This window comes from Streptomyces sp. HUAS 15-9, assembly GCF_025642155.1.
Taxonomy (GTDB): domain Bacteria; phylum Actinomycetota; class Actinomycetes; order Streptomycetales; family Streptomycetaceae; genus Streptomyces.
Window position 1 is genome coordinate 6,349,127 of sequence record NZ_CP106798.1, and the last position, 21,125, is coordinate 6,370,251.

Consider the following 21,125-nt stretch of genomic DNA (forward strand, 5'->3'; position numbering starts at 1 on the left):
CCGAGCGTCCGGTACTCGTACGGACCGGGCGTGTCCGGCACCAGCGTGACCAGCCACCGGGCCGCCGTCCAGGAACAGTTCGACCATGCCCTCGCCCGCCACCTGGACCGTCACCTCCGTCACGCCGTCACCGAAGTCGCAGTCCCGGTAGGCGAGTTCGCCGCTGCCGCCGTCCACCGGGGTGACCGCGTCCCCCGACACCTTCGTGCGGTCGACTATGGCGATGCCGGACTGCTCGTCGAAGCCGGCCGCGTCCAGGCCGAGTTCGCACACCGGACGCGGCACCGCGGGCTCGCCGTCGAGGAGGACGGTCGTACGCAGCCGGACGTCCTCACTGGACGCGCCGACCAGCAGGTCGTACGGCTCCAGACGCCACCGGCCCAGGGCCATGTCCCAGAACTCGAAGGCGGACAGCGGTACTTGGCAGGTCAGCTCCGTCCGTGCGCCCGTCTCGTTGTTGTGCGCCAGCCAGTGCTTGAGGACCGGCGCGGTGCGCCAGTACACCGGGTGGTCGCCGCGCAGGCCGTGCGTGTAGGCGGTGGCGATCGCCGAGGTCAGCTTCGGGTCCTCGGAGTAGCCTTCCTCGTTGCGGCCCCACAGCGGGTGGCGCAGCAGATTGACCGTCGGGGACCAGACGTTGAGGCCCACGCGCTCGTCGTGGGCGCGCATCGCTCGGACCTCCCTGGACACCGCCTCGCCCACGCGCCGCACCGGGCCACCGATACGCGCCCGGACCCCACGGCTCGATGCGCACGCTCTCCTGACGGCCGCTCCACTCCAGCGCGCCGTCCCGCTCGCGGAAGGTGCCGACGGTGGGTGACGACTGCGCGAGGCTCACCTGGGACTGGTTTTCGGCAGGCGGATTCACGAAGGGTGCTCCCGAAACGACATGAGGTGCCCCGCAGGGCAGCGAGGGCTGGTCAGGAGGAGGCGGGGGCGGCCGGGGCCGGACCCGAGCTGGCTCGCACCGTCAACTCGGGTGCGATCAGCACGACTTCGTCGGTTCCGCGGCCGTCGAGCTTGGCCACCAGATGCTCCACGGCGTACCGGCCCATCTCCTGGGCGGGGATGGCCACGGACGTCAGCCGCGCCGACGCCTGGACGGCGACCTGCTCCGGGCAGATCGCGACCACGGACACGTCCTCGGGCACGGCCCGGCCCTGCTGGCGCAGCAGGGCGAGCAGCGGCTCGACCGCGGACTCGTTCTGCATGACGAACCCGGTGGTGCCCGGACGCTCGTCGAAGATCCGGGCGAGGGTGACGGCCATCGCGTCGTACCCGCCCTCGCATGGGCGGTGCAGCACCCGAAGGCCCAGCTCCCGAGCGCGGGAACGGAGTCCGTCGAGGGTGCGCTCGGCGAAGCCGGTGTGCCGTTCGTAGACCGCGGGCGCCTCTCCGACGACGGCGATGTCGCGGTGACCGAGCTTGGCCAGGTGTTCGACGCACAGGGCGCCCGTCGCCGCGAAGTCCAGGTCGACGCAGGTCAGACCGGTGGTGTCGACGGGCAGCCCGATGAGGACGGACGGCTGGTCGGTGCCTCGTAGCAGCGGGAGCCGCTCGTCCTCCAGTTCGACGTCCATCAGGATCATCGCGTCGGCGAGCCCGCTGCCGGTGACCCGGCGCACCGCGTCCGGCCCCTCCTCGCCGGTGAGCAGCAGGACGTCGTACCCGTGGGTGCGGGCCGTGGTGGCCACCGCGATGGCGATCTCCATCATCACCGGCACGTACATGTCGGTCCGCAGCGGAATCATCAGCGCGATGATGTTCGACCGGCTGCTGGCCAGGGCGCGGGCGCCCGCGTTCGGGTGGTAGCCGAGCTCCCGGATGCTCTGCTCGACCCGCTGCCGGGTGATGGCGGAGATGGACCGCTTGCCGCTGAGGACATAGCTCACCGTGCTCGCGGAGACTCCGGCGTGCTGGGCGACCTCGGCGAGGGTGACCATCCAGCTCTCCAAGGTTTGTGAAGCGCTTCGACAGTGCGCATTGCTGACAAGGGTGAGTGAGGGTGTCTCGACAGTAGCTTCAGCGGGGTGGGTGTCCATAGGTTGTCGAAGCGCTTCGACAGTTTTTGCCGTGGCGAGAGGGCGGCAACCTTTCGGCCGGGTGGCGACCACACACGGGCGGCACACGAACCGTCCCTCGGAAGGACCCCTGATGCAACACCGCAGACCGCGCCTGTCCACGAAGGCGAAGACGCTCGTCGCGGCCTCGGTCGCCCTGGCGGCCGCCGCGGGCGTCACCGTGGCGCAGGCCGGCGAGTCGAGCAAGAAGTGCGCGGCCTTCGACACCATCGCGCTCGGCAAGTACTACGTGAACAACAACCTGTGGGGCCAGGACAAGGGCACCGGCACCCAGTGCGTCTGGGACAACTCCCGAAGCGGCTCGACGATCTCCTGGGGCACCAGCTACAGCTGGGCGAACAGCGCCAAGGGCACCGACTCGGACGTGAAGTCGTACGCCAGTACGGTCCTGGGCTGGCACTGGGGCTGGAAGGCCGACAAGGCGAGCACCGGGCTGCCGATCCGGGTCGGCGACCGCAAGAAGGTCACCGCCAAGTGGAGCTTCTCGGTCGGTTCGAACCCCGGCACCATGAACGTGGCCTACGACCTGTGGCTGCACGCCAAGAGCACCGCGGACTGGCAGGACCGGCCCACCGACGAGGTCATGATCTGGCTGAACCGCCAGGGCGGCGCGGGACCGCTGGGCACCAAGTACGGCAGCGTCAGCCTGGGCGGCTCCATGTGGGACATCTACCGGGGCAACATCGGCTGGAACGTCTACTCCTTCGTCCGGCGCACCAACACCACCAGCGCCACACTGAACCTCGACGACTTCACCCAGGCACTCGTTCGGCGCAAGCTGATGAGCAATGACAAGTACGTCTCCGGCATCGAGTCCGGGACCGAGGTGTTCAAGGGCTCCGGGCGGCTCGACACGAAGTCGTACTCCGTCGACATCGGCTGATAAACGCGTCGATCGGGCGCGCGAGGACTGGTGGGGGCGGCCCGTTTCGGGTACCAACGATCCAGTAGCACTGGCCAGTAGCGAACGGTCCCCTACAACCCTATTCGCGGCGAGGTGAGCCTCATGTCCGCCCCCATCACCAAACCCACGGTCACCGAGCGGGAGGCCCGTCAGGTCGCGGAGGCCGCCCGGGAACAGGACTGGCGCAAGCCCAGCTTCGCCAAGGAACTGTTCCTCGGCCGCTTCCGGCTCGACCTCATCCACCCTCATCCGCTCCCGGCGGACGAGGACATGCAGCGCGGCGAGGAGTTCCTCGCCAAACTGCGCGACTTCTGCGAGACACGGATCGACTCGGCCCGCATCGAGCGCGAGGCGCGGATCCCGGACGAGGTCATCGACGGGCTCAAGGAGCTCGGCGCCCTCGGCATGAAGATCGACACCAAGTACGGCGGGCTCGGCCTCACCCAGGTGTACTACAACAAGGCGCTCGCGCTGGTCGGCTCGGCCTGCCCCGCGGTCGGCGTGCTGCTCTCGGCGCACCAGTCGATCGGCGTACCGCAGCCGCTGAAGCTGTTCGGCACGCAGGAGCAGAAGGACGCCTTCCTGCCGCGCTGCGCCCGCACCGACATCAGCGCCTTCCTGCTCACCGAGCCCGATGTCGGCTCCGACCCCGCCCGCCTGGCCACGACCGCGGTGCCCGACGGGGACGACTACGTCCTCGACGGGGTCAAGCTGTGGACCACCAACGGCGTGGTCGCCGACCTGCTGGTGGTCATGGCCCGGGTGCCGAAGAGCGACGGCCACAAGGGCGGCATCACGGCCTTCATCGTGGAGACCAACTCGCCCGGCATCACCGTGGAGAACCGCAACTGCTTCATGGGACTGCGCGGCATCGAGAACGGCGTCACCCGCTTCCACCAGGTCCGGGTGCCCGCCGCCAACCGGGTCGGGCCGGAGGGCGCGGGCCTGAAGATCGCGCTGACCACGCTGAACACCGGGCGGCTGTCGCTGCCCGCCTCGTGCGTCGCCGCGGGCAAGTGGGCTTTGAAGATCGCCCGGGAGTGGTCCGCGGCGCGCGAGCAGTGGGGCAAGCCGATCGCCCAGCACGAGGCGGTCGGGTCGAAGATCTCCTTCATCGCGGCCACCACCTTCGCGCTGGAGGCCGTGAGCGAGCTGTCGTGCCAGATGGCCGACGAGAACCGCAACGACATCCGCATCGAGGGCGCGCTCGCCAAGCTGTTCGCCTCCGAGATGGGCTGGCTGATGGCGGACGAGCTGGTGCAGATCCGCGGCGGCCGCGGCTTCGAGACGGCCGAGTCGCTCGCGGCCCGTGGCGAGCGCGCGGTCCCCGCCGAGCAGATCCTGCGCGACCTGCGCATCAACCGGATCTTCGAGGGCTCCACCGAGATCATGCACCTGCTGATCGCGCGCGAGGCCGTCGACGCCCACCTCTCGGTCGCCGGCGACCTCATCGACCCCGAGAAGTCCCTGTCGGACAAGGCGAAGGCCGGCGCGAACGCGGGCGTCTTCTACGCCAAGTGGCTGCCCAAGCTGGTCGCCGGGCCCGGCCAGCTCCCCTCCTCCTACGGCCGGTTCAAGTACGGAGTGGACCTCGCCCCGCATCTGAGGTACGTCGAGCGGCACGCCCGCAAGCTGGCCCGCTCCACCTTCTACGCCATGTCCCGCTGGCAGGGCCGGATGGAGACCAAGCAGGTCTTCCTGGGCCGGATCGTGGACATCGGCGCCGAGCTGTTCGCGATGAGCGCGGCCTGTGTCCGGGCCGAGCTCCTGCGCGGCCAGGGCGACCACGGCCGCGAGGCCTACCGGCTCGCCGACGCCTTCTGCAGGCAGTCCCGCATCCGGGTCGACGAGCTCTTCGGCCGCCTGTGGAGCAACACCGACGACAACGACCGGAAGATCGTCAAGGGTGTCCTCGGCGGCGACTACGAGTGGCTGGAGCGGGGGATCGTCGACCCCTCGGGCGAGGGCCCGTGGATCGCCGACGCGACCCCGGGCCCGAGCACGCGGGAGAACGTGCACCGCCCCATCCGGTAGGTCAGCAGTACTTGTCGCTCGGATCCCGCGTCGTCCAGGAGCAGGAGTCGACCTTGGCGCCGCTCGCCTTGGTCAGCGTCGCCGTGTCGCTGGTGTTGTTCCACACGTAGGCGCGTCGGCCCTGGTACTTGTTCGACGCGGTGTCCGTGCCCCTGCCGGTGTGGATCTTCATGTACTTCCCGGCGCCGATCCTGACGTTCGGGAATATGTACCTGTGGTTGGAGGCGTCCTTCAGGATCCAGCCCCTGAGGGAGATCGCCGAGGCGCTGGTGTTCTTGATCTGCACCCACTCGCCGTTCAGGCTCGTGTTGGACCCGGTGTCCGAGCCGGGGCTGTCGAACCAGACGTGATGGATGACCACGCCGCCGGCGGCCTCGGCCGGGCTGCTGAGCAGGGTGCCGGTGAGCAGCGCCGCGCCCGCGAGAGCGGGCAGGGCAGTGCGTATGCGCAGGGTACGCATGGAGAGATCCCCCCAAGGATGTCGTCCGCGGGCCGGTTGTCCGACCGGCCAGAACAGAAGTGTTATCACAAGGTCTTCACGTCAGCTTCACAAAGGTGATTTCGCCTCAATCGGCAACGAGAGCTGATAAGGCACCCGCCCGAGGGACGCGCTTGCCCTGCCGGACACCGGTTGCGGCAACAATGGGGGGATGAGCGACAGTCCAGCGCCCCTCGCCGACCCGCACCTCGTCTACGACCCCCTCGCCGGGGAAGGCCCCAAGGACGTGGTGATCCTCGGCTCCACCGGGTCCATCGGCACCCAGGCCATCGACCTCGTGCTGCGCAACCCCGACCGTTTCCGGGTCACCGCCCTGTCCGCCAACGGCGGACGGGTGGCCCTCCTCGCCGAGCAGGCGTACCGGCTGCGGGTGCGGACCGTCGCGGTCGCCCGCGAGGACGTCGTACCGGCACTGCGCGAGGCGCTCTCCGCGCAGTACGGCGTCGGGGAGGCGCTCCCCGAGATCCTCGCCGGGCCGGACGCCGCCACCCACCTGGCCTCCTCCGACTGTCACACCGTCCTCAACGGCATCACCGGCTCCATCGGCCTCGCCCCGACCCTCGCCGCCCTGGAGGCGGGCCGCACCCTCGCGCTCGCCAACAAGGAGTCGCTCATCGTGGGCGGCCCGCTGGTCAAGGCGCTCGCCAAGCCCGGCCAGATCATCCCGGTCGACTCCGAGCACGCCGCGCTCTTCCAGGCGCTGGCCGCCGGTGCCCGCGCGGATGTGCGCAAGCTGGTCGTCACCGCCTCCGGCGGCCCGTTCCGCGGCCGTACGAAGGGGGAGCTGGCACGGGTGACCGTCGAGGACGCCCTCGCGCACCCCACCTGGGCCATGGGCCCGGTCATCACGATCAACTCCGCGACCCTCGTCAACAAGGGCCTGGAGGTCATCGAGGCACACCTGCTGTACGACATTCCCTTCGACCGCATTGAGGTTGTCGTGCACCCGCAGTCGTATGTCCACTCGATGGTTGAGTTCACCGACGGATCCACACTCGCCCAGGCGACGCCCCCCGATATGCGTGGGCCGATCGCCATCGGTCTCGGCTGGCCCGAACGGGTACCGGACGCGGCGCCCGCCTTCGACTGGAGCAAGGCCTCGACCTGGGAGTTCTTCCCCCTGGACAACCAGGCCTTCCCGTCGGTCGACCTCGCCCGGCACGTCGGACAGCTCGCGGGCACCGCACCCGCGGTGTTCAATGCGGCCAACGAAGAGTGCGTCGAGGCGTTCCGTGCCGGTGCCCTGCCCTTCAACGGGATCATGGAGACCGTCACACGGGTGGTCGAGGAGCACGGAACGCCCGGAACGGGAACTCCACTCACGGTGTCGGACGTCCTCGAAGCGGAGACCTGGGCACGGGCCCGGGCCCGGGATCTGACAGCACACACGGCGACCGCGGAGGCGCGTGCATGACAGCCCTGATGATGATCCTCGGCATAGTCGTCTTCGTGCTCGGCCTGCTGGTCTCGATCGCCTGGCACGAGCTGGGGCATCTGTCCACCGCCAAGCTCTTCGGCATCCGCGTACCGCAGTACATGGTCGGCTTCGGCCCCACCATCTGGTCGCGGAAGAAGGGCGAGACGGAGTACGGGATCAAGGGGATCCCGGCGGGTGGCTACATCCGGATGATCGGCATGTTCCCGCCCGGCGAGGACGGACGCATCACCGCGCGCTCCACCTCGCCCTGGCGCAGCATGATCGAGGACGCCCGCTCGGCCGCCTTCGAGGAGCTCAAGCCGGGCGACGAGACCCGCCTCTTCTACACGCGCGCGCCCTGGAAGCGCGTCATCGTGATGTTCGCGGGCCCCTTCATGAACCTGATCCTCGCGGTCGCCCTGTTCCTCACGGTCCTGATGGGCTTCGGCATCTCCCAGCAGACGACGACCGTCAGCTCCGTCTCCCAGTGCGTGATCGCACAGACCGAGAAGCGCGACACGTGCAAGAAGTCCGACCCCGAATCCCCGGCGGCGGCAGCGGGACTGAAGGCCGGTGACAAGATCGTCTCCTTCAACGGGGTGAAGACCGACAGCTGGAACCAGCTCTCCGACCTGATCCGGGCCAACCCGGACAAGAACGTGTCCATGGTCGTCGAGCGCAAGGGCCACGAGGTGACCCTGCAGGCCAAGCTTGTCCGGAACAAGGTCGCCAAGAAGGACGCCCACGGGCAGATCATCGACGGCTACACCTACGCCGGCTTCCTCGGCTTCAGCGCCGCGAGCGGCGTCGTCCGCCAGGACTTCGGCCAGTCCCTGACCTGGATGGGCGACCGGCTCGGCGAGGCCGTCGACTCCATCGCGGGCCTGCCCGGCAAGATCCCGGCCCTGTGGAACGCGGCCTTCGACGGCGCCCCCCGCCAGCCCGACTCCCCGATGGGCGTGGTCGGCGCGGCCCGCGTCGGCGGCGAGATCTTCACGCTGGACATCCCGCCGACCCAGCAGCTGGCCATGGCCCTGATGCTGGTCGCCGGCTTCAACCTCTCCCTGTTCCTCTTCAACATGCTCCCGCTGCTCCCGCTGGACGGCGGGCACATCGCGGGCGCCCTGTGGGAGTCCGTCCGCCGTCACCTGGCCAAGGTGCTGCGCCGCCCGGACCCCGGTCCGTTCGACGTCGCCAAGCTGATGCCGGTGGCCTACGTAGTGGCCGGGATCTTCATCTGCTTCACGATCCTGGTGCTGATCGCGGACGTGGTCAACCCGGTGAAAATCTCCTAGCCACGCCACGTTCGAGGCGGCCCGCAGCCCTGTGCTCCGGGCCGCCTTCCACCGAGTGGGTTTAACCGGGTGGGATGTGCTCGGGCCTTCGCCGGTGCCGTAATCTCGAAGCCTGGAGCCCGCCGGTCACGGGACCGGACCTTGATCCACGACTTGGGGTTGCACAGCAGATGACTGCGATTTCTCTCGGCATGCCGTCCGTTCCGACCACGCTCGCCGAGCGCCGCAAGAGCCGGCAGATCATGGTCGGCTCCGTGGCGGTCGGTGGAGACGCGCCGGTGTCGGTGCAGTCCATGACCACGACCCGTACGTCCGACGTCGGCGCCACCCTCCAGCAGATCGCCGAGCTGACCGCGTCCGGCTGCCAGATCGTCCGCGTCGCCTGCCCCACCCAGGACGACGCCGACGCGCTCTCCGCCATCGCCCGCAAGTCGCAGATCCCGGTGATCGCGGACATCCACTTCCAGCCGAAGTACGTCTTCGCCGCCATCGAGGCGGGCTGCGCGGCGGTCCGGGTCAACCCCGGCAACATCAAGCAGTTCGACGACAAGGTCAAGGAGATCGCCACGGCGGCGAAGGACCACGGCACCCCGATCCGCATCGGTGTGAACGCGGGCTCCCTCGACCGCCGGCTCCTCCAGAAGTACGGCAAGGCCACCCCGGAGGCGCTCGTCGAGTCGGCCCTGTGGGAGGCGTCCCTCTTCGAGGAGCACGACTTCCGGGACATCAAGATCTCCGTCAAGCACAACGACCCGGTCGTGATGATCGAGGCGTACCGGCAGCTCGCCGCCCAGTGCGACTACCCGCTCCACCTCGGCGTGACCGAGGCGGGCCCGGCCTTCCAGGGCACCATCAAGTCGGCGGTGGCCTTCGGGGCGCTGCTCAGCCAGGGCATCGGCGACACGATCCGCGTCTCCCTGTCGGCGCCTCCCGTCGAGGAGGTCAAGGTCGGCAACCAGATCCTGGAGTCCCTCAACCTCCGGCAGCGCGGCCTGGAGATCGTCTCCTGCCCGTCCTGCGGCCGCGCCCAGGTCGACGTCTACAAGCTGGCCGAGGAGGTCACGGCGGGCCTGACCGGCATGGAGGTCCCGCTGCGCGTCGCCGTCATGGGCTGCGTCGTCAACGGCCCCGGCGAGGCCCGCGAGGCCGACCTCGGCGTCGCCTCCGGCAACGGCAAGGGCCAGATCTTCGTCAAGGGCGAGGTCATCAAGACGGTGCCCGAGTCCAAGATCGTCGAGACCCTCATCGAGGAGGCCATGAAGCTGGCCGAGAAGATGGAGGCGGAGGGCACCGCGTCGGGCGAACCGTCGGTGTCGGTGGCGGGCTGAACTGCAGCGCCTTGAGGGGCGCGGGGAACTGCGTGACCAGCCACAACGGACCCGCACTCGCCGGCGAAGCACAGCCCCCGAGCTAGGAGGCGCACAGCCAAAGCAGCGCAGCTATAGTGCGGAGATCAGCAGAACCCCCAGGGTGAGGCCCCGCACGTGTTGACCCAGACCACCTCTCGGGTGCTCGAACCGAGCGACCTGGACGCGGCGCTCGCGGTCCTCGACCGCGAGCCCGTCGCGAATGCCTTCGTGACCTCCCGGGTCCAGATCGCCGGCCTCGACCCGTGGCGGCTCGGGGGCGAGATGTGGGGCTGGTACGAGGACGGCATGCTGACGTCCCTGTGCTACGCGGGCGCCAACCTCGTCCCCATCTGCGCCACCCCGAGGGCCGTACGCGCCTTCGCGGACCGCGCGCGCAGGGCCGGCCGCCGCTGCTCCTCCATCGTCGGCCCCGCCGAGTCCACCTCCGAACTATGGCGCCTTCTCGAGCCGCACTGGGGCCCGGCCCGCGAGGTCCGCGCCCGCCAGCCGCTCATGGTCACCGACCGCATGCCCGTCGGCATCGCCCCGGATCCCTACGTCCGCCGCATCCGCAAGGACGAGATGGAAACGATCATGCCGGCGTGCGTGGCGATGTTCACCGAGGAGGTCGGCGTCTCCCCGCTGGCCGGTGACGGCGGGCTGCTCTACCAGGCCCGGGTCGCCGAACTCGTCGGCTCCGGGCGCTCCTTCGCCCGCATCGACCAGAGCGGCAAGGTCGTCTTCAAGGCGGAGATCGGCGCGGCGACCACCCAGGCCTGCCAGATCCAGGGCGTGTGGGTGGCCCCCGAGCACCGGGGGAAGGGGCTGGCGGCGCCGGGCATGGCGGCGGTGCTGCGGTATGCGCTGGCGGACGTGGCGCCGATGGTGAGCCTGTACGTCAACGACTACAACACGGCGGCCAGGCGGACCTACCGAAGAGTGGGGTTCCAGGAGGTCGGCGCGTTCATGAGCATCCTGTTCTAGCTCCAGCTTCCAGCTCCTGCCTCCCACTCCCGCTTCCCGCACCTGCTTCCGGCTCCTGCGCGGCGTGATCCAGCCGTGCTCCACAGTGCAGTTCAAGGCCCGGTGCGAGACCTGTAGTCTCCCCGCATGCTGCGCTTTCCCGGTCACGGGCACCGCCATCACGAGGACATCGTGATCGGCCCGCTCGACCTGCCGGCCCGCGTCGACGAGGCCCTCGCCGTCCAGGCCGTCGCCTTCGGGCTCGGCGCGGACGAGGTCGCCGTACGCCGTCAGATCGTCCTGCGCCACATGACCTACCCGGGAGCCCGCGCCCTCGGGGCCACCACCCCCGACGGCGGCCTCGCCGGATTCGTGTACGGCATGCCCAACGACCGCGCCCACTGGTGGTCCACCGTCGTGGAGCCCTATCTGCGCGCCCAGGGCCACGACGAATGGCTCGACGACTCCTTCGTGATCACCGAGCTTCACGTCCACCCGCGCTACCAGAACCGCGGCATCGGCCGCGCCCTGATCACCACGATCACCGACGGCGCCACCGAACCCCGCTCGATCCTCTCGGCGATCGACACCGACAGCCCCGCCCGCGGCCTCTACCACTCCCTGGGCTACCAGGACCTGGCCCGCCAGGTCCTCTTCCCCAGCGCCCCCAAGCCGTACGCGGTGATGGGCGCCCCGCTGCCCCTACGCCGTCGTTAGGGCCTGCCCGGCGGATCCCGGGCAGGCCCTAACCGATTTCCACCGGCACAGCAAGCCCGGCTAACCTCCTTGCCATCACCCTTTCCCGGCAGGAGTACGAGAACCATGGCGAACGCACCGGTCCAGCGCATGTCCCAGTTGATGGCGAAGACGCTGCGCGACGACCCGGCGGACGCCGAGGTCCTCAGCCACAAGCTCCTCGTCCGGGCCGGCTACGTCCGCCGTACCGCGGCCGGCATCTGGAGCTGGCTGCCGCTCGGCAAGAAGGTCCTCTCCAACGTGGAGCGGATCGTCCGCGAGGAGATGGACGCGATCGGCGCCCAGGAGGTGTCGCTCCCCGCCCTGCTGCCGAGGGAACCGTACGAGGCGACGGGCCGCTGGGACGAGTACGGCGCCGAGCTGTTCCGGCTGCAGGACCGCAAGGGCGGCGACTACCTCCTCGGCCCGACCCACGAGGAGATCTTCACCCTGCTGGTGAAGGACCAGGCGTCCTCCTACAAGGACCTGCCGGTCATCCTCTACCAGATCCAGACCAAGTTCCGTGACGAGGCCCGCCCCCGCGCCGGCATCCTGCGCGGCCGCGAGTTCCTGATGAAGGACTCGTACTCCTTCGACACCGAGGACGAGGGCCTCGCCCGGTCCTACGCCCTGCACCGCGAGGCCTACCAGCGGGTCTTCGAGCGTCTCGGCCTCGACTACCGCATCTGTGCCGCCACCGCCGGTGCCATGGGCGGCTCCAAGTCCGAGGAGTTCCTCGCCCCGGCCGAGGCCGGCGAGGACACCTTCGCGGACTGCCCGAACTGCGACTTCGCGGCCAACACCGAGGCGATCACGTACGAGCTGAAGCCGGTGGACGCCACCGGCGTGCCCGCCGCCGAGGAGATCCCGACCCCGGACACCCCGACCATCGAGACCCTCGCCGCCCACCTCGGCGTCCCGGCCTCCGCGACCCTCAAGAACCTCCTCGTGAAGGTCGACGGCGAGATCGTCGCCGTCGGCGTCCCGGGCGACCGCGAGGTCGACATGGACAAGGTCGAGGCGCACTTCGCCCCGGCGGTCGTCGAGATGGTCACCGAGGCCGACTTCGCGGGACGCCCGGACCTGGTCCGCGGCTACGTCGGCCCGCAGGGCCTGGAGAAGGTCACGTACCTCGCCGACCCGCGCGTCGCCCCCGGCACCTCCTGGATCACCGGTGCCAACAAGGAGAGCACGCACGCGAAGAACGTCGTCGCGGGCCGTGACTTCGAGGTGGACACGTACGTCGACGTCGTGGTGGTGCAGGAGGGCGACCCGTGCCCGAAGTGCGGCACCGGCCTCAAGCTCGACCGCGCCATCGAGATCGGCCACATCTTCCAGCTGGGCCGCAAGTACACCGACGCCCTCAAGCTCGATGTGCTCGGCCAGAACGGCAAGCCGGTCCGCGTGACCATGGGCTCCTACGGCATCGGTGTCTCCCGTGCGGTGGCCGCCATCGCCGAGCAGAGCGCCGACGAGCACGGCCTGGTGTGGCCCAAGGAGGTCGCCCCGGCCGATGTCCACGTCGTCGCCGCGGGCAAGGCCCTCCAGACCGAACTCGCCCTGGACGTCTCCGAGAAGCTGCGGGCGGCCGGCCTGCGCGTCCTGGTCGACGACCGGGCCGGCGTCTCCCCGGGCGTGAAGTTCACGGACGCCGAACTCATCGGCGTACCCCAGATCCTGGTGGCGGGCCGCCGCTCCGCCGAGGGCGTCCTGGAACTCAAGGACCGCAAGACGGGCGAGCGCGAGGAACTGACGGTGGACGAGGCGATCGCCCGCCTCACGGCGCAGTAGCCGGAACCGCTCAGAACCCGACGGCGGCGGTCACACCGACGGCCGCCGCCGGGTGCGGCTCGATCGCGCGACCGGAACGGACACCGGCCCGGAGGGCGTTCGCCTCGACCTGGGCGCCACGGCCAGGATCTGGGCCGCCGACCGGAGCCGCCCTAGAGCCACCCGGCGAACTCCAGCAACAGCTCGGCATCCTTCGGCCGCCCCACCCGGAGGGCTCGCACCCCCGACTCCACGGCGCGGAACAGGGTCCAGCCGCGCAACCGCTCCTGGTCCACGTCCAGGGACTCGGCGAGACGTTTGACCCGTCGGCGGGTCGTCGCCGCTCCCGACGGTGAGGCGATCAGGTCCTCCACGCGGTCGCGTACCAGCCGAGCCAGGTCGAAGGCGCACTCGCCGACCACCGGGTCCGGGCCCACCGCCAGCCACGGCGAGCGTTCACCGGCGAGGACCTTGCTCTGCCGGAAGGTGCCGTGCAGCAGCCGGTGCTCGGGCGGTGCGGCCAGCAGTTCCGCACGGACCGCGAGCGCCGCGTCGACCAGTGGTGCCGCCTGCGGAGCCGTTGCGGCACTCGCGCGCATCGCCTCCGCCTGCCGGCCGGTCCGTTCGGCCACGGTCTCGAAGCGAGGCGCGGCGTCGTCACCCGGGGGCTCCACCCACAGCCGTCTCAGCGTCCCCGCCGCCTCCAGCAGCGCCTTCGCCTCCGGCAGCGACCGCAGCGACACGTCCGGATGCAGTCGTTCGAGCAGCAGCACGCCCCCGGCCGCGACGGGTTCCAGCAGTTGTACGGCGCCCAGGCCGTCCCAGTGCCGCAGCGCCGCCCGCTCGCTCTCCGGCCGGGCCCGGGGCGGGGCCAGCTTCAGCACGGCCGGCGTGCCGTCCGGCTGCCGCACCAGCACGACGAGGCTGCTGCGGCCGCCCGGCACCTGCACCCGCTCGACGGTCAACTCGCGTAGAGCGACGGCCTGTTGTGCCGCCCGCGGCAGCTTCTCCAACCAGTCGTCCCCTTCGGGCGCCGTCTCACCGAGTGCCCTTGCCAGGCGCTGCGGCGGTTCGAAAGCCATGCGCGAGTCGTTCCCTTCCTGCTGTACGGCGCGGCGTGTTCGGTCACGCCGACGCGGTCGCCGAGGCCGAGACCGAGGCCGAGGGCGATGCCGTACCGGCCGCCTGGCCCGCCCGCTCGGCGAGACCAGGGAAGGCTACGCTCCCCCGCGCCAGCGCACCGCCCGCACCGCTGCTTCCCGCAGCGCCGCGGCGGCCGCGCCGCGCCGTTCGCCCACGGCCGCCCGCACCAGGTCGGAGTACACCCCGGCCACCCGGTCCTCCAGTTCGGCGGCGAGCCGGACCGCCGCGGCCGAGTCCGGCACCGGGAAGGGCAGTGCGTACCCGGCGCTCGCGGCGATGGGCTCGCCGCCCAGGTCGCGCACCTCGCGCACCAGCGCGTCCCGCCGGGCCCGGTGGCCGTCGTACGCCGCCTGCGCCTCGGACCGCCGCTCCTTGCCGATCCGCCCGCCCACGACCCCGTAGCCGTACACCGCCGCGTGCTCGGCGGCCAGCGCCGCCTGCAGGGCCTTCAGTTCGCCGTTCTCGGCCTCGTCGCTCACTTGCCACCCTCCGTCAGCAGATACGCGTGCGCCGCCCCGGCCGCCGCCACCGAGGCCAGCAGCCGGGCCGGCTCGCCCGGGACGTCCAGGAGAGCCTTGGCCCGCCGGTCGGCCAGCGACCGCTCGGCGGCGGCGAGATCGGCGAGGGCGTCCTTCTCGACCGCCGGGACGGTCGGGGCGGCGGTCGGGGAGGCCGAGCCGGACTCCTTCGGCGAGCGCGACGGCGTGGGCGTGGGCGTGCCGTCCGTGAACGCCTGCGCGTGCGCCGCGACCTCGGCCCGCAGCGGCCGCAGCCGCTCCGCGAGCGCCGGATGTACGGCGATCACCGCGTCGTACCGCTCCACCAGCCCGAAACTGTCCCGGGCCGCACGCGCGCGTGCCCGCTCGGTGGCCGACGGACCGCCGCCCGTGTCGCCGTGCGGATCGGCGCCCGGGGAACAGCCCACGAGCAGGGCCGCCCCCGCGGCCGAGGCGAGCAGGGACCTTCTGCGCGGCCCCGAGGGGGTGCGCGGGAGCGGGGGGAACGGCACGGCAGACGTCCTCGGGGAACTCGTACGAAGAAGGGGGCGGGCACGCCAGTGATCACGGTACCCGCGCACCCGTCCGGCACCAGTCATCGGCACCTCCCCGCACCGGTCATCGGCACCGCCCGGCCGCAGGTGGACGGCAACACCGTCCGCGACCGGATACCCTTTGACCAGACACGCGACCCATCCCACAACAGCACACGCGGCCGAGGAGTCACCCGGATGAGCACCACCCAGAGCGAGAGGCTGCGAGAACTGCTGGAACCGCTCGTCAGCTCACAGGGCCTGGATCTCGAAGAGATCGCCGTGGACTCGGTCGGACGCAAGCGGGTGCTGCGTGTGGTCGTCGACTCCGACACCGGTGCGGACCTGGACCAGATCGCCGATGTGAGCCGCGCGCTCTCGGCGAAGCTCGACGAGACGGAAGCGATGGGCGAGGGCGCCTACGACCTGGAGGTCGGAACCCCGGGCGCGGAGCGCCTCCTCACGGAGCACCGGCACTATGCGCGCGCCGTGGACCGGCTGGTCAAGTTCCAGCTGGCCGAGGGCGGCGAACTGGTCGCCAGGATCCTGAAGGTCGACGACGAAGGCCTCGACCTGGAAGTCCCCGGAGTGAAGGGCCGCAGGGCCACCGCCCGCAGACTCGCCTTCCCCGACATCGACAGGGCGCGCGTTCAGGTCGAGTTCAGCCGCAAGGACAAGAACGAGAAGGAAGAGGAGGCGTAGCCGTGGACATCGACATGAGTGCCCTGCGGGGCTTGGTACGGGAGAAGGAGATCTCCTTCGACCTGCTGGTCGAGGCGATCGAGTCGGCCCTCCTCATCGCCTATCACCGCACCGAGGGAAGCCGCCGGCACGCGCGCGTGGAGCTCAACCGGGAGACCGGGCATGTGACCGTGTGGGCGAAGGAGGACCCCGAGGACCTCGAAGAGGGCCAGGAGCCCCGCGAGTTCGACGACACCCCGTCCGGCTTCGGCCGCATCGCCGCCACCACCGCCAAGCAGGTGATCCTGCAGCGGCTGCGCGACGCCGAGGACGACGCGACGCTCGGCGAGTACGCCGGCCGCGAGGGCGACATCGTCACCGGTGTGGTCCAGCAGGGGCGCGACCCCAAGAACGTGCTCGTCGACATCGGCAAGCTGGAGGCCATCCTGCCGGTGCAGGAGCAGGTGCCGGGGGAGACGTACCCGCACGGCATGCGCCTGCGCTCGTACGTCGTCCGGGTGGCGAAGGGTGTGCGCGGTCCGTCCGTCACCCTTTCGCGTACACATCCCAATCTGGTGAAGAAGCTCTTCGCCCTGGAGGTGCCGGAGATCGCCGACGGGTCCGTCGAGATCGCCGCCATCGCCCGTGAGGCCGGTCACCGCACGAAGATCGCCGTACGGTCCACCCGTTCGGGCCTGAACGCCAAGGGCGCGTGCATCGGTCCCATGGGCGGCCGGGTGCGCAACGTGATGGGCGAGCTGAACGGCGAGAAGATCGACATCGTCGACTGGTCGGACGACCCGGCCGAGATGGTGGCGAACGCGCTGTCGCCCGCGCGGGTGTCCAAGGTGGAGGTCGTCGACCTGGCGTCCCGGTCCGCCCGGGTCACCGTGCCGGACTACCAGCTGTCGCTGGCGATCGGCAAGGAGGGCCAGAACGCCCGCCTCGCGGCCCGGCTCACCGGCTGGCGGATCGACATCCGTCCGGACACGGAGCAGTCCGAGGAATAGATCTCGGCCTGCGGTGGCTCAGATTACGTCAGGTTACAACGCGGCAACTGTTCGAGACCTTACCCAAAAGGGTGAGGTCGCCGCGGGGAGGTAGACTTAGCTGTGTCTGGCCGGATGCACGCCCGAGTATGCCCTGAACGCACCTGTGTGGGGTGTCGGGAGCGATCGGCCAAGACGCAACTGCTGCGCATCGTGGCGATCAAGGACACCTGTGTCCCCGATCCTCGCGGTACGCTGCCCGGCCGGGGTGCCTATGTGCACCCTGCCCTGGTCTGTCTCGACCAGGCGGTGCGCCGCCGGGCGTTCACGAGGGCGCTTCGCGCCCCGGGAGCGCTCGACACAAAGGCGTTGCGCCAGTACGTCGAACAGTCGACAGTTGCCGAGCAGGCAACACCGTAAGAAGCGTCGCACGGAACGTCCGCGCGGCTCTGGTACCCCGCGAGTTGGAAGTAGGTCGAGATTGCGATGAGCACTCGATGAGCACGCGATGAGTACGCCCATGAAGTAGCGACGGTCCGGACGCACCCGGACCTAAAAGGAGCGAAGTGGCTAAGGTCCGGGTATACGAACTCGCCAAGGAGTTCGGGGTTGAGAGCAAGGTCGTCATGGCCAAGCTCCAGGAACTCGGTGAATTCGTCCGTTCGGCGTCCTCGACGATCGAGGCGCCCGTTGTACGCAAACTGACTGACGCCTTCCAGGGTGGCAACGGCAAGTCCGCCGGCAGGCCCGCCCCGCGCAAGGCTGCCCCCAGGCCCGCCGCGCCCTCTCCGGCGCAGGCGGCACGTCCGGCTGCTCCCAAGCCGGCCGCCCCCAAGCCTCCCGCGGCCCCGCAGCCCGCGGCCCCCGTGGCTCCTGCCCCGGTGACCCCCGCGCCGGCCGCATCCGGCCCGCGTCCGGTCCCGGGTCCCAAGCCCGCGCCGCGTCCGGCTCCGGCCGCGCCCGAGTTCACGGCCCCGCCGTCGGCCCCGGCTCCGGCCCCGGCCGCCGCGCAGGGTCCGCGTCCCGGTGCCCGTCCGGGCCCCGGTGGCCCGAAGCCCGGTGCCCGTCCGGCCGGTCCCGGCCAGGGTCAGGGCCGTCCGGGTCAGGGCGGTCCGCGTCCCGGTGCCCAGGCCGCGCGTCCGGGTGCCCGTCCGGCCGGTCCGCGTCCGGGTAACAACCCCTTCACGTCCGGTGGCTCCACCGGCATGGCACGCCCGCAGGCGCCCCGTCCGCAGGGCGGACCCCGTCCCGGCGGCCATGGCGGTCCCGGCGGCCCCGGTGGCGGTCCCCGTCCGCAGGCGCCCGGCGCCCAGGGCGGCGGTCCGCGTCCGCAGGCTTCGGGCGGTTCCCGTCCGAGCCCGTCCGGCATGCCCCGTCCGCAGGGCGGTCCGCGTCCCGGCGGTGGTCCCGGTGGTCCGCGTCCGAACCCCGGCATGATGCCGCAGCGTCCCGCTGCCGGTCCCCGTCCCGGCGGTGGCCCCGGTGGTGGCGGCCGTGGCCCGGCCGGTGCCGGTCGTCCCGGTGGCGGCGGTGGCCGTCCGGGCGGCGGCGGCTTCGCCGGTCGTCCCGGTGGCGGCGGCGGTGCCCGTCCGGGTGGCGGCGGCTTCGCCGGCCGTCCCGGTGGCGGTGGCCCCGGTGCCGGCGGTGGCGGCGGCTTCGGCGGTGGCGGCGGCGGCCGTCCCGGCTTCGGTGGTCGTCCGGGTGGCCCCGGTGGCCGTGGAGGCACGCAGGGCGCCTTCGGTCGTCCCGGTGGTCCCGCGCGTCGTGGCCGCAAGTCGAAGCGGCAGAGGCGCCAGGAGTACGAGGCCATGCAGGCCCCGTCGGTCGGCGGCGTGATGCTGCCTCGCGGCAACGGCGAGACCATTCGCCTGTCGCGCGGTGCGTCCCTCACCGACTTCGCGGAGAAGATCAACGCCAACCCGGCGTCGCTCGTCGCGGTCATGATGAACCTGGGCGAGATGGTCACGGCCACGCAGTCCGTCTCCGACGAGACGCTGCAGCTCCTCGCGGGCGAGATGAACTACGGAGTTCAGATCGTCAGCCCCGAGGAGGAGGACCGCGAGCTGCTCGAGTCCTTCGACATCGAGTTCGGCGAGGACGAGGGCGACGAGGAGGACCTGGTGGTCCGTCCGCCGGTCGTCACCGTCATGGGTCACGTCGACCACGGCAAGACCCGACTGCTCGACGCCATCCGCAAGACGAACGTCATCGCGGGCGAGGCCGGCGGCATCACCCAGCACATCGGTGCCTACCAGGTCGCGACCGAGGTCAACGACGAAGAGCGCAAGATCACCTTCATCGACACCCCGGGTCACGAGGCGTTCACCGCCATGCGTGCCCGTGGTGCGAAGTCGACCGACATCGCGATCCTGGTCGTCGCGGCCAACGACGGCGTCATGCCGCAGACGGTCGAGGCGCTCAACCACGCCAAGGCGGCCGACGTCCCGATCGTCGTCGCGGTCAACAAGATCGACGTCGAGGGCGCCGACCCGACCAAGGTGCGCGGTCAGCTGACCGAGTACGGCCTGGTGGCCGAGGAGTACGGCGGCGACACGATGTTCGTCGACATCTCCGCCAAGCAGGGTCTGCACATCGACAGCCTCCTGGAGGCCGTCGTCCTCACCGCCGACGCCTCGCTCGACCTGCGGGCCAACCCGGCCCAGGACGCGCAGGGCATCTCGATCGAGTCCCGGCTCGACCGCGGCCGTGGTGCCGTGGCGACGGTCCTCGTCCAGCGAGGAACGCTGCGGGTCGGCGACACGATGGTCGTGGGCGACGCCTACGGCCGAGTCCGCGCCATGCTCGACGACAACGGCAACAACGTCGCCGAGGCGGGCCCGTCGACGCCGGTGCAGGTCCTGGGCCTGACCAACGTCCCGGGTGCGGGCGACAACTTCCTGGTGGTCGACGAGGACCGTACGGCCCGTCAGATCGCCGAGAAGCGCGCCGCCCGTGAGCGCAACGCCGCGTTCGCCAAGCGCACGCGCCGCGTGTCCCTGGAGGACCTGGACAAGGTGCTGAAGGCCGGCGAGGTCCAGCAGCTGAACCTGATCATCAAGGGCGACGCGTCCGGATCGGTCGAGGCTCTCGAGTCCTCCCTGCTCCAGCTGGACGTCGGCGAAGAGGTCGACATCCGTGTCCTGCACCGCGGTGTCGGTGCGGTCACGGAGTCGGACATCGACCTGGCGATGGGCTCGGACGCCATCGTGATCGGCTTCAACGTCCGCGCGGCCGGCCGCGCGGCGCAGATGGCCGAGCGCGAGGGTGTGGACGTCCGGTACTACTCGGTCATCTACCAGGCGATCGAGGAGATCGAGGCGGCCCTGAAGGGCATGCTGAAGCCGGAGTTCGAGGAGGTCGAGCTCGGTACGGCGGAGATCCGCGAGGTCTTCAAGTCGTCCAAGCTCGGCAACATCGCGGGTGTTCTCATCCGCTCGGGCGAGGTCAAGCGCAACACCAAGGCGCGCCTCATCCGCGACGGCAAGGTCGTCGCGGAGAACCTCACCATCTCCGGTCTGCGTCGCTTCAAGGACGACGTCACCGAGATCCGCGAAGGCTTCGAGGGCGGTATCAACCTCGGAAACTTCAACGACATCAAGGTCGACGACGTCATCGCGACGTACGAGATGCGCGAGAAGCCGCGGGTGTGATTTCGGCCGACGGTTGATGCTGGCCGACGGGGAGCGTTCCCTGTCGGCCAGCAGCCTGCCCACCCACCTACCCGTCTCGGTCGGCCTGGAAGGCCGACCGAGACGGGTAGGTGGGTGGGCAAAGATAAACCCCGTCGAGCCACCGGCAGGTTCGTTGTACGGTTCTGATGTCCCTGCCCACACCAACGCAGGGCCATCGATCCCGTACCGGCGGGTGAACCGGCTACACACATGTACGTGGGGACTCTGTCCTTCGACCTCCTCCTCGGCGACGTACGGTCGCTGAAGGAGAAGCGCTCCGTCGTCCGCCCGATCGTCGCCGAACTCCAGCGGAAATACGCCGTGAGCGCGGCCGAGGTGGACCACATGGACCTCCACCGGCGAGCCATCATCGGCCTCGCCGTGGTCTCCGGAGACGCGGCACACCTCACCGACGTGCTGGACCGGTGCGAGCGGCTGGTCGCCGCGCGCCCCGAGGTGGAACTGCTGTCCGTGCGACGGCGTTTCCACGGCGACGACGACTAGACCGCGGAACTCCGCGAAACTTCATAGAACTCCACAGAACGCAGAGAAGAAAGAACGGGA

17 protein-coding genes and 2 pseudogenes are annotated in these 21,125 nt (G+C 70.6%); 13 read left to right on the plus strand and 6 right to left on the minus strand.

The window, feature by feature from the left end; translation table 11 throughout:
• Positions 1–396: 396 nt before the first annotated feature.
• Together N8I87_RS44475 and N8I87_RS29475 are read right to left on the minus strand one after the other, a co-directional pair.
• A pseudogene (locus N8I87_RS44475) lies at positions 397–711 on the minus strand (glycoside hydrolase family 3 N-terminal domain-containing protein); the annotation flags it as partial.
• A gap of 209 nt (positions 712–920) precedes the next feature.
• The gene (locus N8I87_RS29475) at positions 921–1,943 is read right to left on the minus strand and encodes a LacI family DNA-binding transcriptional regulator (RefSeq protein WP_263213275.1); all 1,023 of its coding nucleotides are present in this window, start codon (positions 1,941–1,943) and stop codon (positions 921–923) included.
• A 211-nt stretch (positions 1,944–2,154) separates the two neighbouring features.
• Between N8I87_RS29475 and N8I87_RS29480 the strand changes: the two genes are divergently transcribed.
• Both N8I87_RS29480 and N8I87_RS29485 read left to right on the plus strand, forming a co-directional pair.
• Positions 2,155–2,964, plus strand: a complete 810-nt coding sequence (locus tag N8I87_RS29480) for a GH12 family glycosyl hydrolase domain-containing protein (RefSeq protein WP_263213276.1) — start codon at positions 2,155–2,157, stop codon at positions 2,962–2,964.
• Between the two features lie 123 nt (positions 2,965–3,087).
• Complete coding sequence (locus tag N8I87_RS29485; protein ID WP_263213277.1) at positions 3,088–5,019, plus strand: acyl-CoA dehydrogenase family protein; 1,932 nt, start codon at positions 3,088–3,090, stop codon at positions 5,017–5,019.
• Position 5,020: 1 nt separating this feature from the next.
• Here N8I87_RS29485 and N8I87_RS29490 read toward each other — a convergent pair whose 3' ends face one another.
• A complete protein-coding gene (locus tag N8I87_RS29490; RefSeq protein WP_263213278.1) occupies positions 5,021–5,479 on the minus strand; it encodes a lamin tail domain-containing protein in 459 nt (152 codons plus the stop codon).
• A gap of 190 nt (positions 5,480–5,669) precedes the next feature.
• Here N8I87_RS29490 and dxr point away from each other — a divergent pair, with 190 nt between their 5' ends.
• The 6 genes from dxr (at position 5,670) to N8I87_RS29520 (ending at position 13,068) form a co-directional block, all read left to right on the plus strand.
• Positions 5,670–6,932 (plus strand): 1-deoxy-D-xylulose-5-phosphate reductoisomerase, encoded by a 1,263-nt coding sequence (gene dxr / locus N8I87_RS29495; RefSeq protein ID WP_263213279.1) that lies wholly within the window; start codon positions 5,670–5,672, stop codon positions 6,930–6,932.
• Positions 6,933–6,940: 8 nt separating this feature from the next.
• The gene (locus tag N8I87_RS29500) at positions 6,941–8,230 is read left to right on the plus strand and encodes a M50 family metallopeptidase (RefSeq protein WP_263216728.1); all 1,290 of its coding nucleotides are present in this window, start codon (positions 6,941–6,943) and stop codon (positions 8,228–8,230) included.
• Between the two features lie 170 nt (positions 8,231–8,400).
• Entirely contained in the window at positions 8,401–9,558 is a 1,158-nt protein-coding gene (gene ispG, locus N8I87_RS29505; RefSeq protein ID WP_263213280.1) for a flavodoxin-dependent (E)-4-hydroxy-3-methylbut-2-enyl-diphosphate synthase, read from the plus strand.
• 156 nt (positions 9,559–9,714) lie between these two features.
• Positions 9,715–10,563, plus strand: a complete 849-nt coding sequence (locus tag N8I87_RS29510) for a GNAT family N-acetyltransferase (protein WP_263213282.1) — start codon at positions 9,715–9,717, stop codon at positions 10,561–10,563.
• 126 nt (positions 10,564–10,689) lie between these two features.
• Positions 10,690–11,259: a GNAT family N-acetyltransferase gene (locus N8I87_RS29515; protein WP_263213284.1), complete on the plus strand. Its 570-nt coding sequence runs from the start codon at positions 10,690–10,692 to the stop codon at positions 11,257–11,259.
• A 105-nt stretch (positions 11,260–11,364) separates the two neighbouring features.
• Complete coding sequence (locus tag N8I87_RS29520) at positions 11,365–13,068, plus strand: proline--tRNA ligase (protein ID WP_263213285.1); 1,704 nt, start codon at positions 11,365–11,367, stop codon at positions 13,066–13,068.
• 152 nt (positions 13,069–13,220) lie between these two features.
• Here the strand turns inward: N8I87_RS29520 and N8I87_RS29525 are convergent, their stop codons facing one another.
• The 3 genes and pseudogenes from N8I87_RS29525 to N8I87_RS29535 all read right to left on the minus strand — a co-directional run bounded on the left by N8I87_RS29525 (position 13,221) and on the right by N8I87_RS29535 (position 15,199).
• Positions 13,221–14,129 (minus strand): aminoglycoside phosphotransferase family protein, encoded by a 909-nt coding sequence (locus N8I87_RS29525; RefSeq protein ID WP_263213286.1) that lies wholly within the window; start codon positions 14,127–14,129, stop codon positions 13,221–13,223.
• A 43-nt stretch (positions 14,130–14,172) separates the two neighbouring features.
• A pseudogene (locus tag N8I87_RS29530) lies at positions 14,173–14,669 on the minus strand (ferritin-like domain-containing protein).
• Positions 14,666–15,199 carry a hypothetical protein gene (locus N8I87_RS29535; protein WP_263213288.1) on the minus strand — a complete coding sequence of 178 codons (534 nt, stop codon included), beginning with the start codon at positions 15,197–15,199 and terminating at the stop codon, positions 14,666–14,668. The pseudogene N8I87_RS29530 and the gene N8I87_RS29535 overlap by 4 nt, the downstream one beginning before the upstream one ends.
• A gap of 219 nt (positions 15,200–15,418) precedes the next feature.
• Here N8I87_RS29535 and rimP point away from each other — a divergent pair, with 219 nt between their 5' ends.
• From rimP to N8I87_RS29560, 5 genes are all read left to right on the plus strand, one after another.
• A complete protein-coding gene (gene rimP / locus N8I87_RS29540) occupies positions 15,419–15,922 on the plus strand; it encodes a ribosome maturation factor RimP (RefSeq protein ID WP_263213289.1) in 504 nt (167 codons plus the stop codon).
• Between the two features lie 2 nt (positions 15,923–15,924).
• Positions 15,925–16,911 carry a transcription termination factor NusA gene (gene nusA, locus N8I87_RS29545; protein WP_263213290.1) on the plus strand — a complete coding sequence of 329 codons (987 nt, stop codon included), beginning with the start codon at positions 15,925–15,927 and terminating at the stop codon, positions 16,909–16,911.
• A gap of 102 nt (positions 16,912–17,013) precedes the next feature.
• Positions 17,014–17,310 (plus strand): YlxR family protein, encoded by a 297-nt coding sequence (locus N8I87_RS29550; protein WP_263213291.1) that lies wholly within the window; start codon positions 17,014–17,016, stop codon positions 17,308–17,310.
• 146 nt (positions 17,311–17,456) lie between these two features.
• The gene (gene infB, locus N8I87_RS29555) at positions 17,457–20,540 is read left to right on the plus strand and encodes a translation initiation factor IF-2 (RefSeq protein WP_263213293.1); all 3,084 of its coding nucleotides are present in this window, start codon (positions 17,457–17,459) and stop codon (positions 20,538–20,540) included.
• 231 nt (positions 20,541–20,771) lie between these two features.
• Positions 20,772–21,065: a DUF503 domain-containing protein gene (locus N8I87_RS29560; RefSeq protein ID WP_263213295.1), complete on the plus strand. Its 294-nt coding sequence runs from the start codon at positions 20,772–20,774 to the stop codon at positions 21,063–21,065.
• The last annotated feature ends 60 nt before the right edge of the window (positions 21,066–21,125 follow it).

Coding starts and splice junctions, on each gene's coding strand:
- N8I87_RS29515 (WP_263213284.1), top strand. CDS start 10,690: ATGCTGCGCTTTCCCGGTCACGGGCACCGCCATCACGAGGACATCGTG.
- ispG (WP_263213280.1), top strand. CDS start 8,401: ATGACTGCGATTTCTCTCGGCATGCCGTCCGTTCCGACCACGCTCGCC.
- N8I87_RS29525 (WP_263213286.1), bottom strand. CDS start 14,129: ATGGCTTTCGAACCGCCGCAGCGCCTGGCAAGGGCACTCGGTGAGACG.
- N8I87_RS29560 (WP_263213295.1), top strand. CDS start 20,772: ATGTACGTGGGGACTCTGTCCTTCGACCTCCTCCTCGGCGACGTACGG.
- N8I87_RS29490 (WP_263213278.1), bottom strand. CDS start 5,479: ATGCGTACCCTGCGCATACGCACTGCCCTGCCCGCTCTCGCGGGCGCG.
- dxr (WP_263213279.1), top strand. CDS start 5,670: ATGAGCGACAGTCCAGCGCCCCTCGCCGACCCGCACCTCGTCTACGAC.
- N8I87_RS29485 (WP_263213277.1), top strand. CDS start 3,088: ATGTCCGCCCCCATCACCAAACCCACGGTCACCGAGCGGGAGGCCCGT.
- N8I87_RS29475 (WP_263213275.1), bottom strand. CDS start 1,943: ATGGTCACCCTCGCCGAGGTCGCCCAGCACGCCGGAGTCTCCGCGAGC.
- N8I87_RS29480 (WP_263213276.1), top strand. CDS start 2,155: ATGCAACACCGCAGACCGCGCCTGTCCACGAAGGCGAAGACGCTCGTC.
- rimP (WP_263213289.1), top strand. CDS start 15,419: ATGAGCACCACCCAGAGCGAGAGGCTGCGAGAACTGCTGGAACCGCTC.
- N8I87_RS29500 (WP_263216728.1), top strand. CDS start 6,941: ATGATGATCCTCGGCATAGTCGTCTTCGTGCTCGGCCTGCTGGTCTCG.
- N8I87_RS29520 (WP_263213285.1), top strand. CDS start 11,365: ATGGCGAACGCACCGGTCCAGCGCATGTCCCAGTTGATGGCGAAGACG.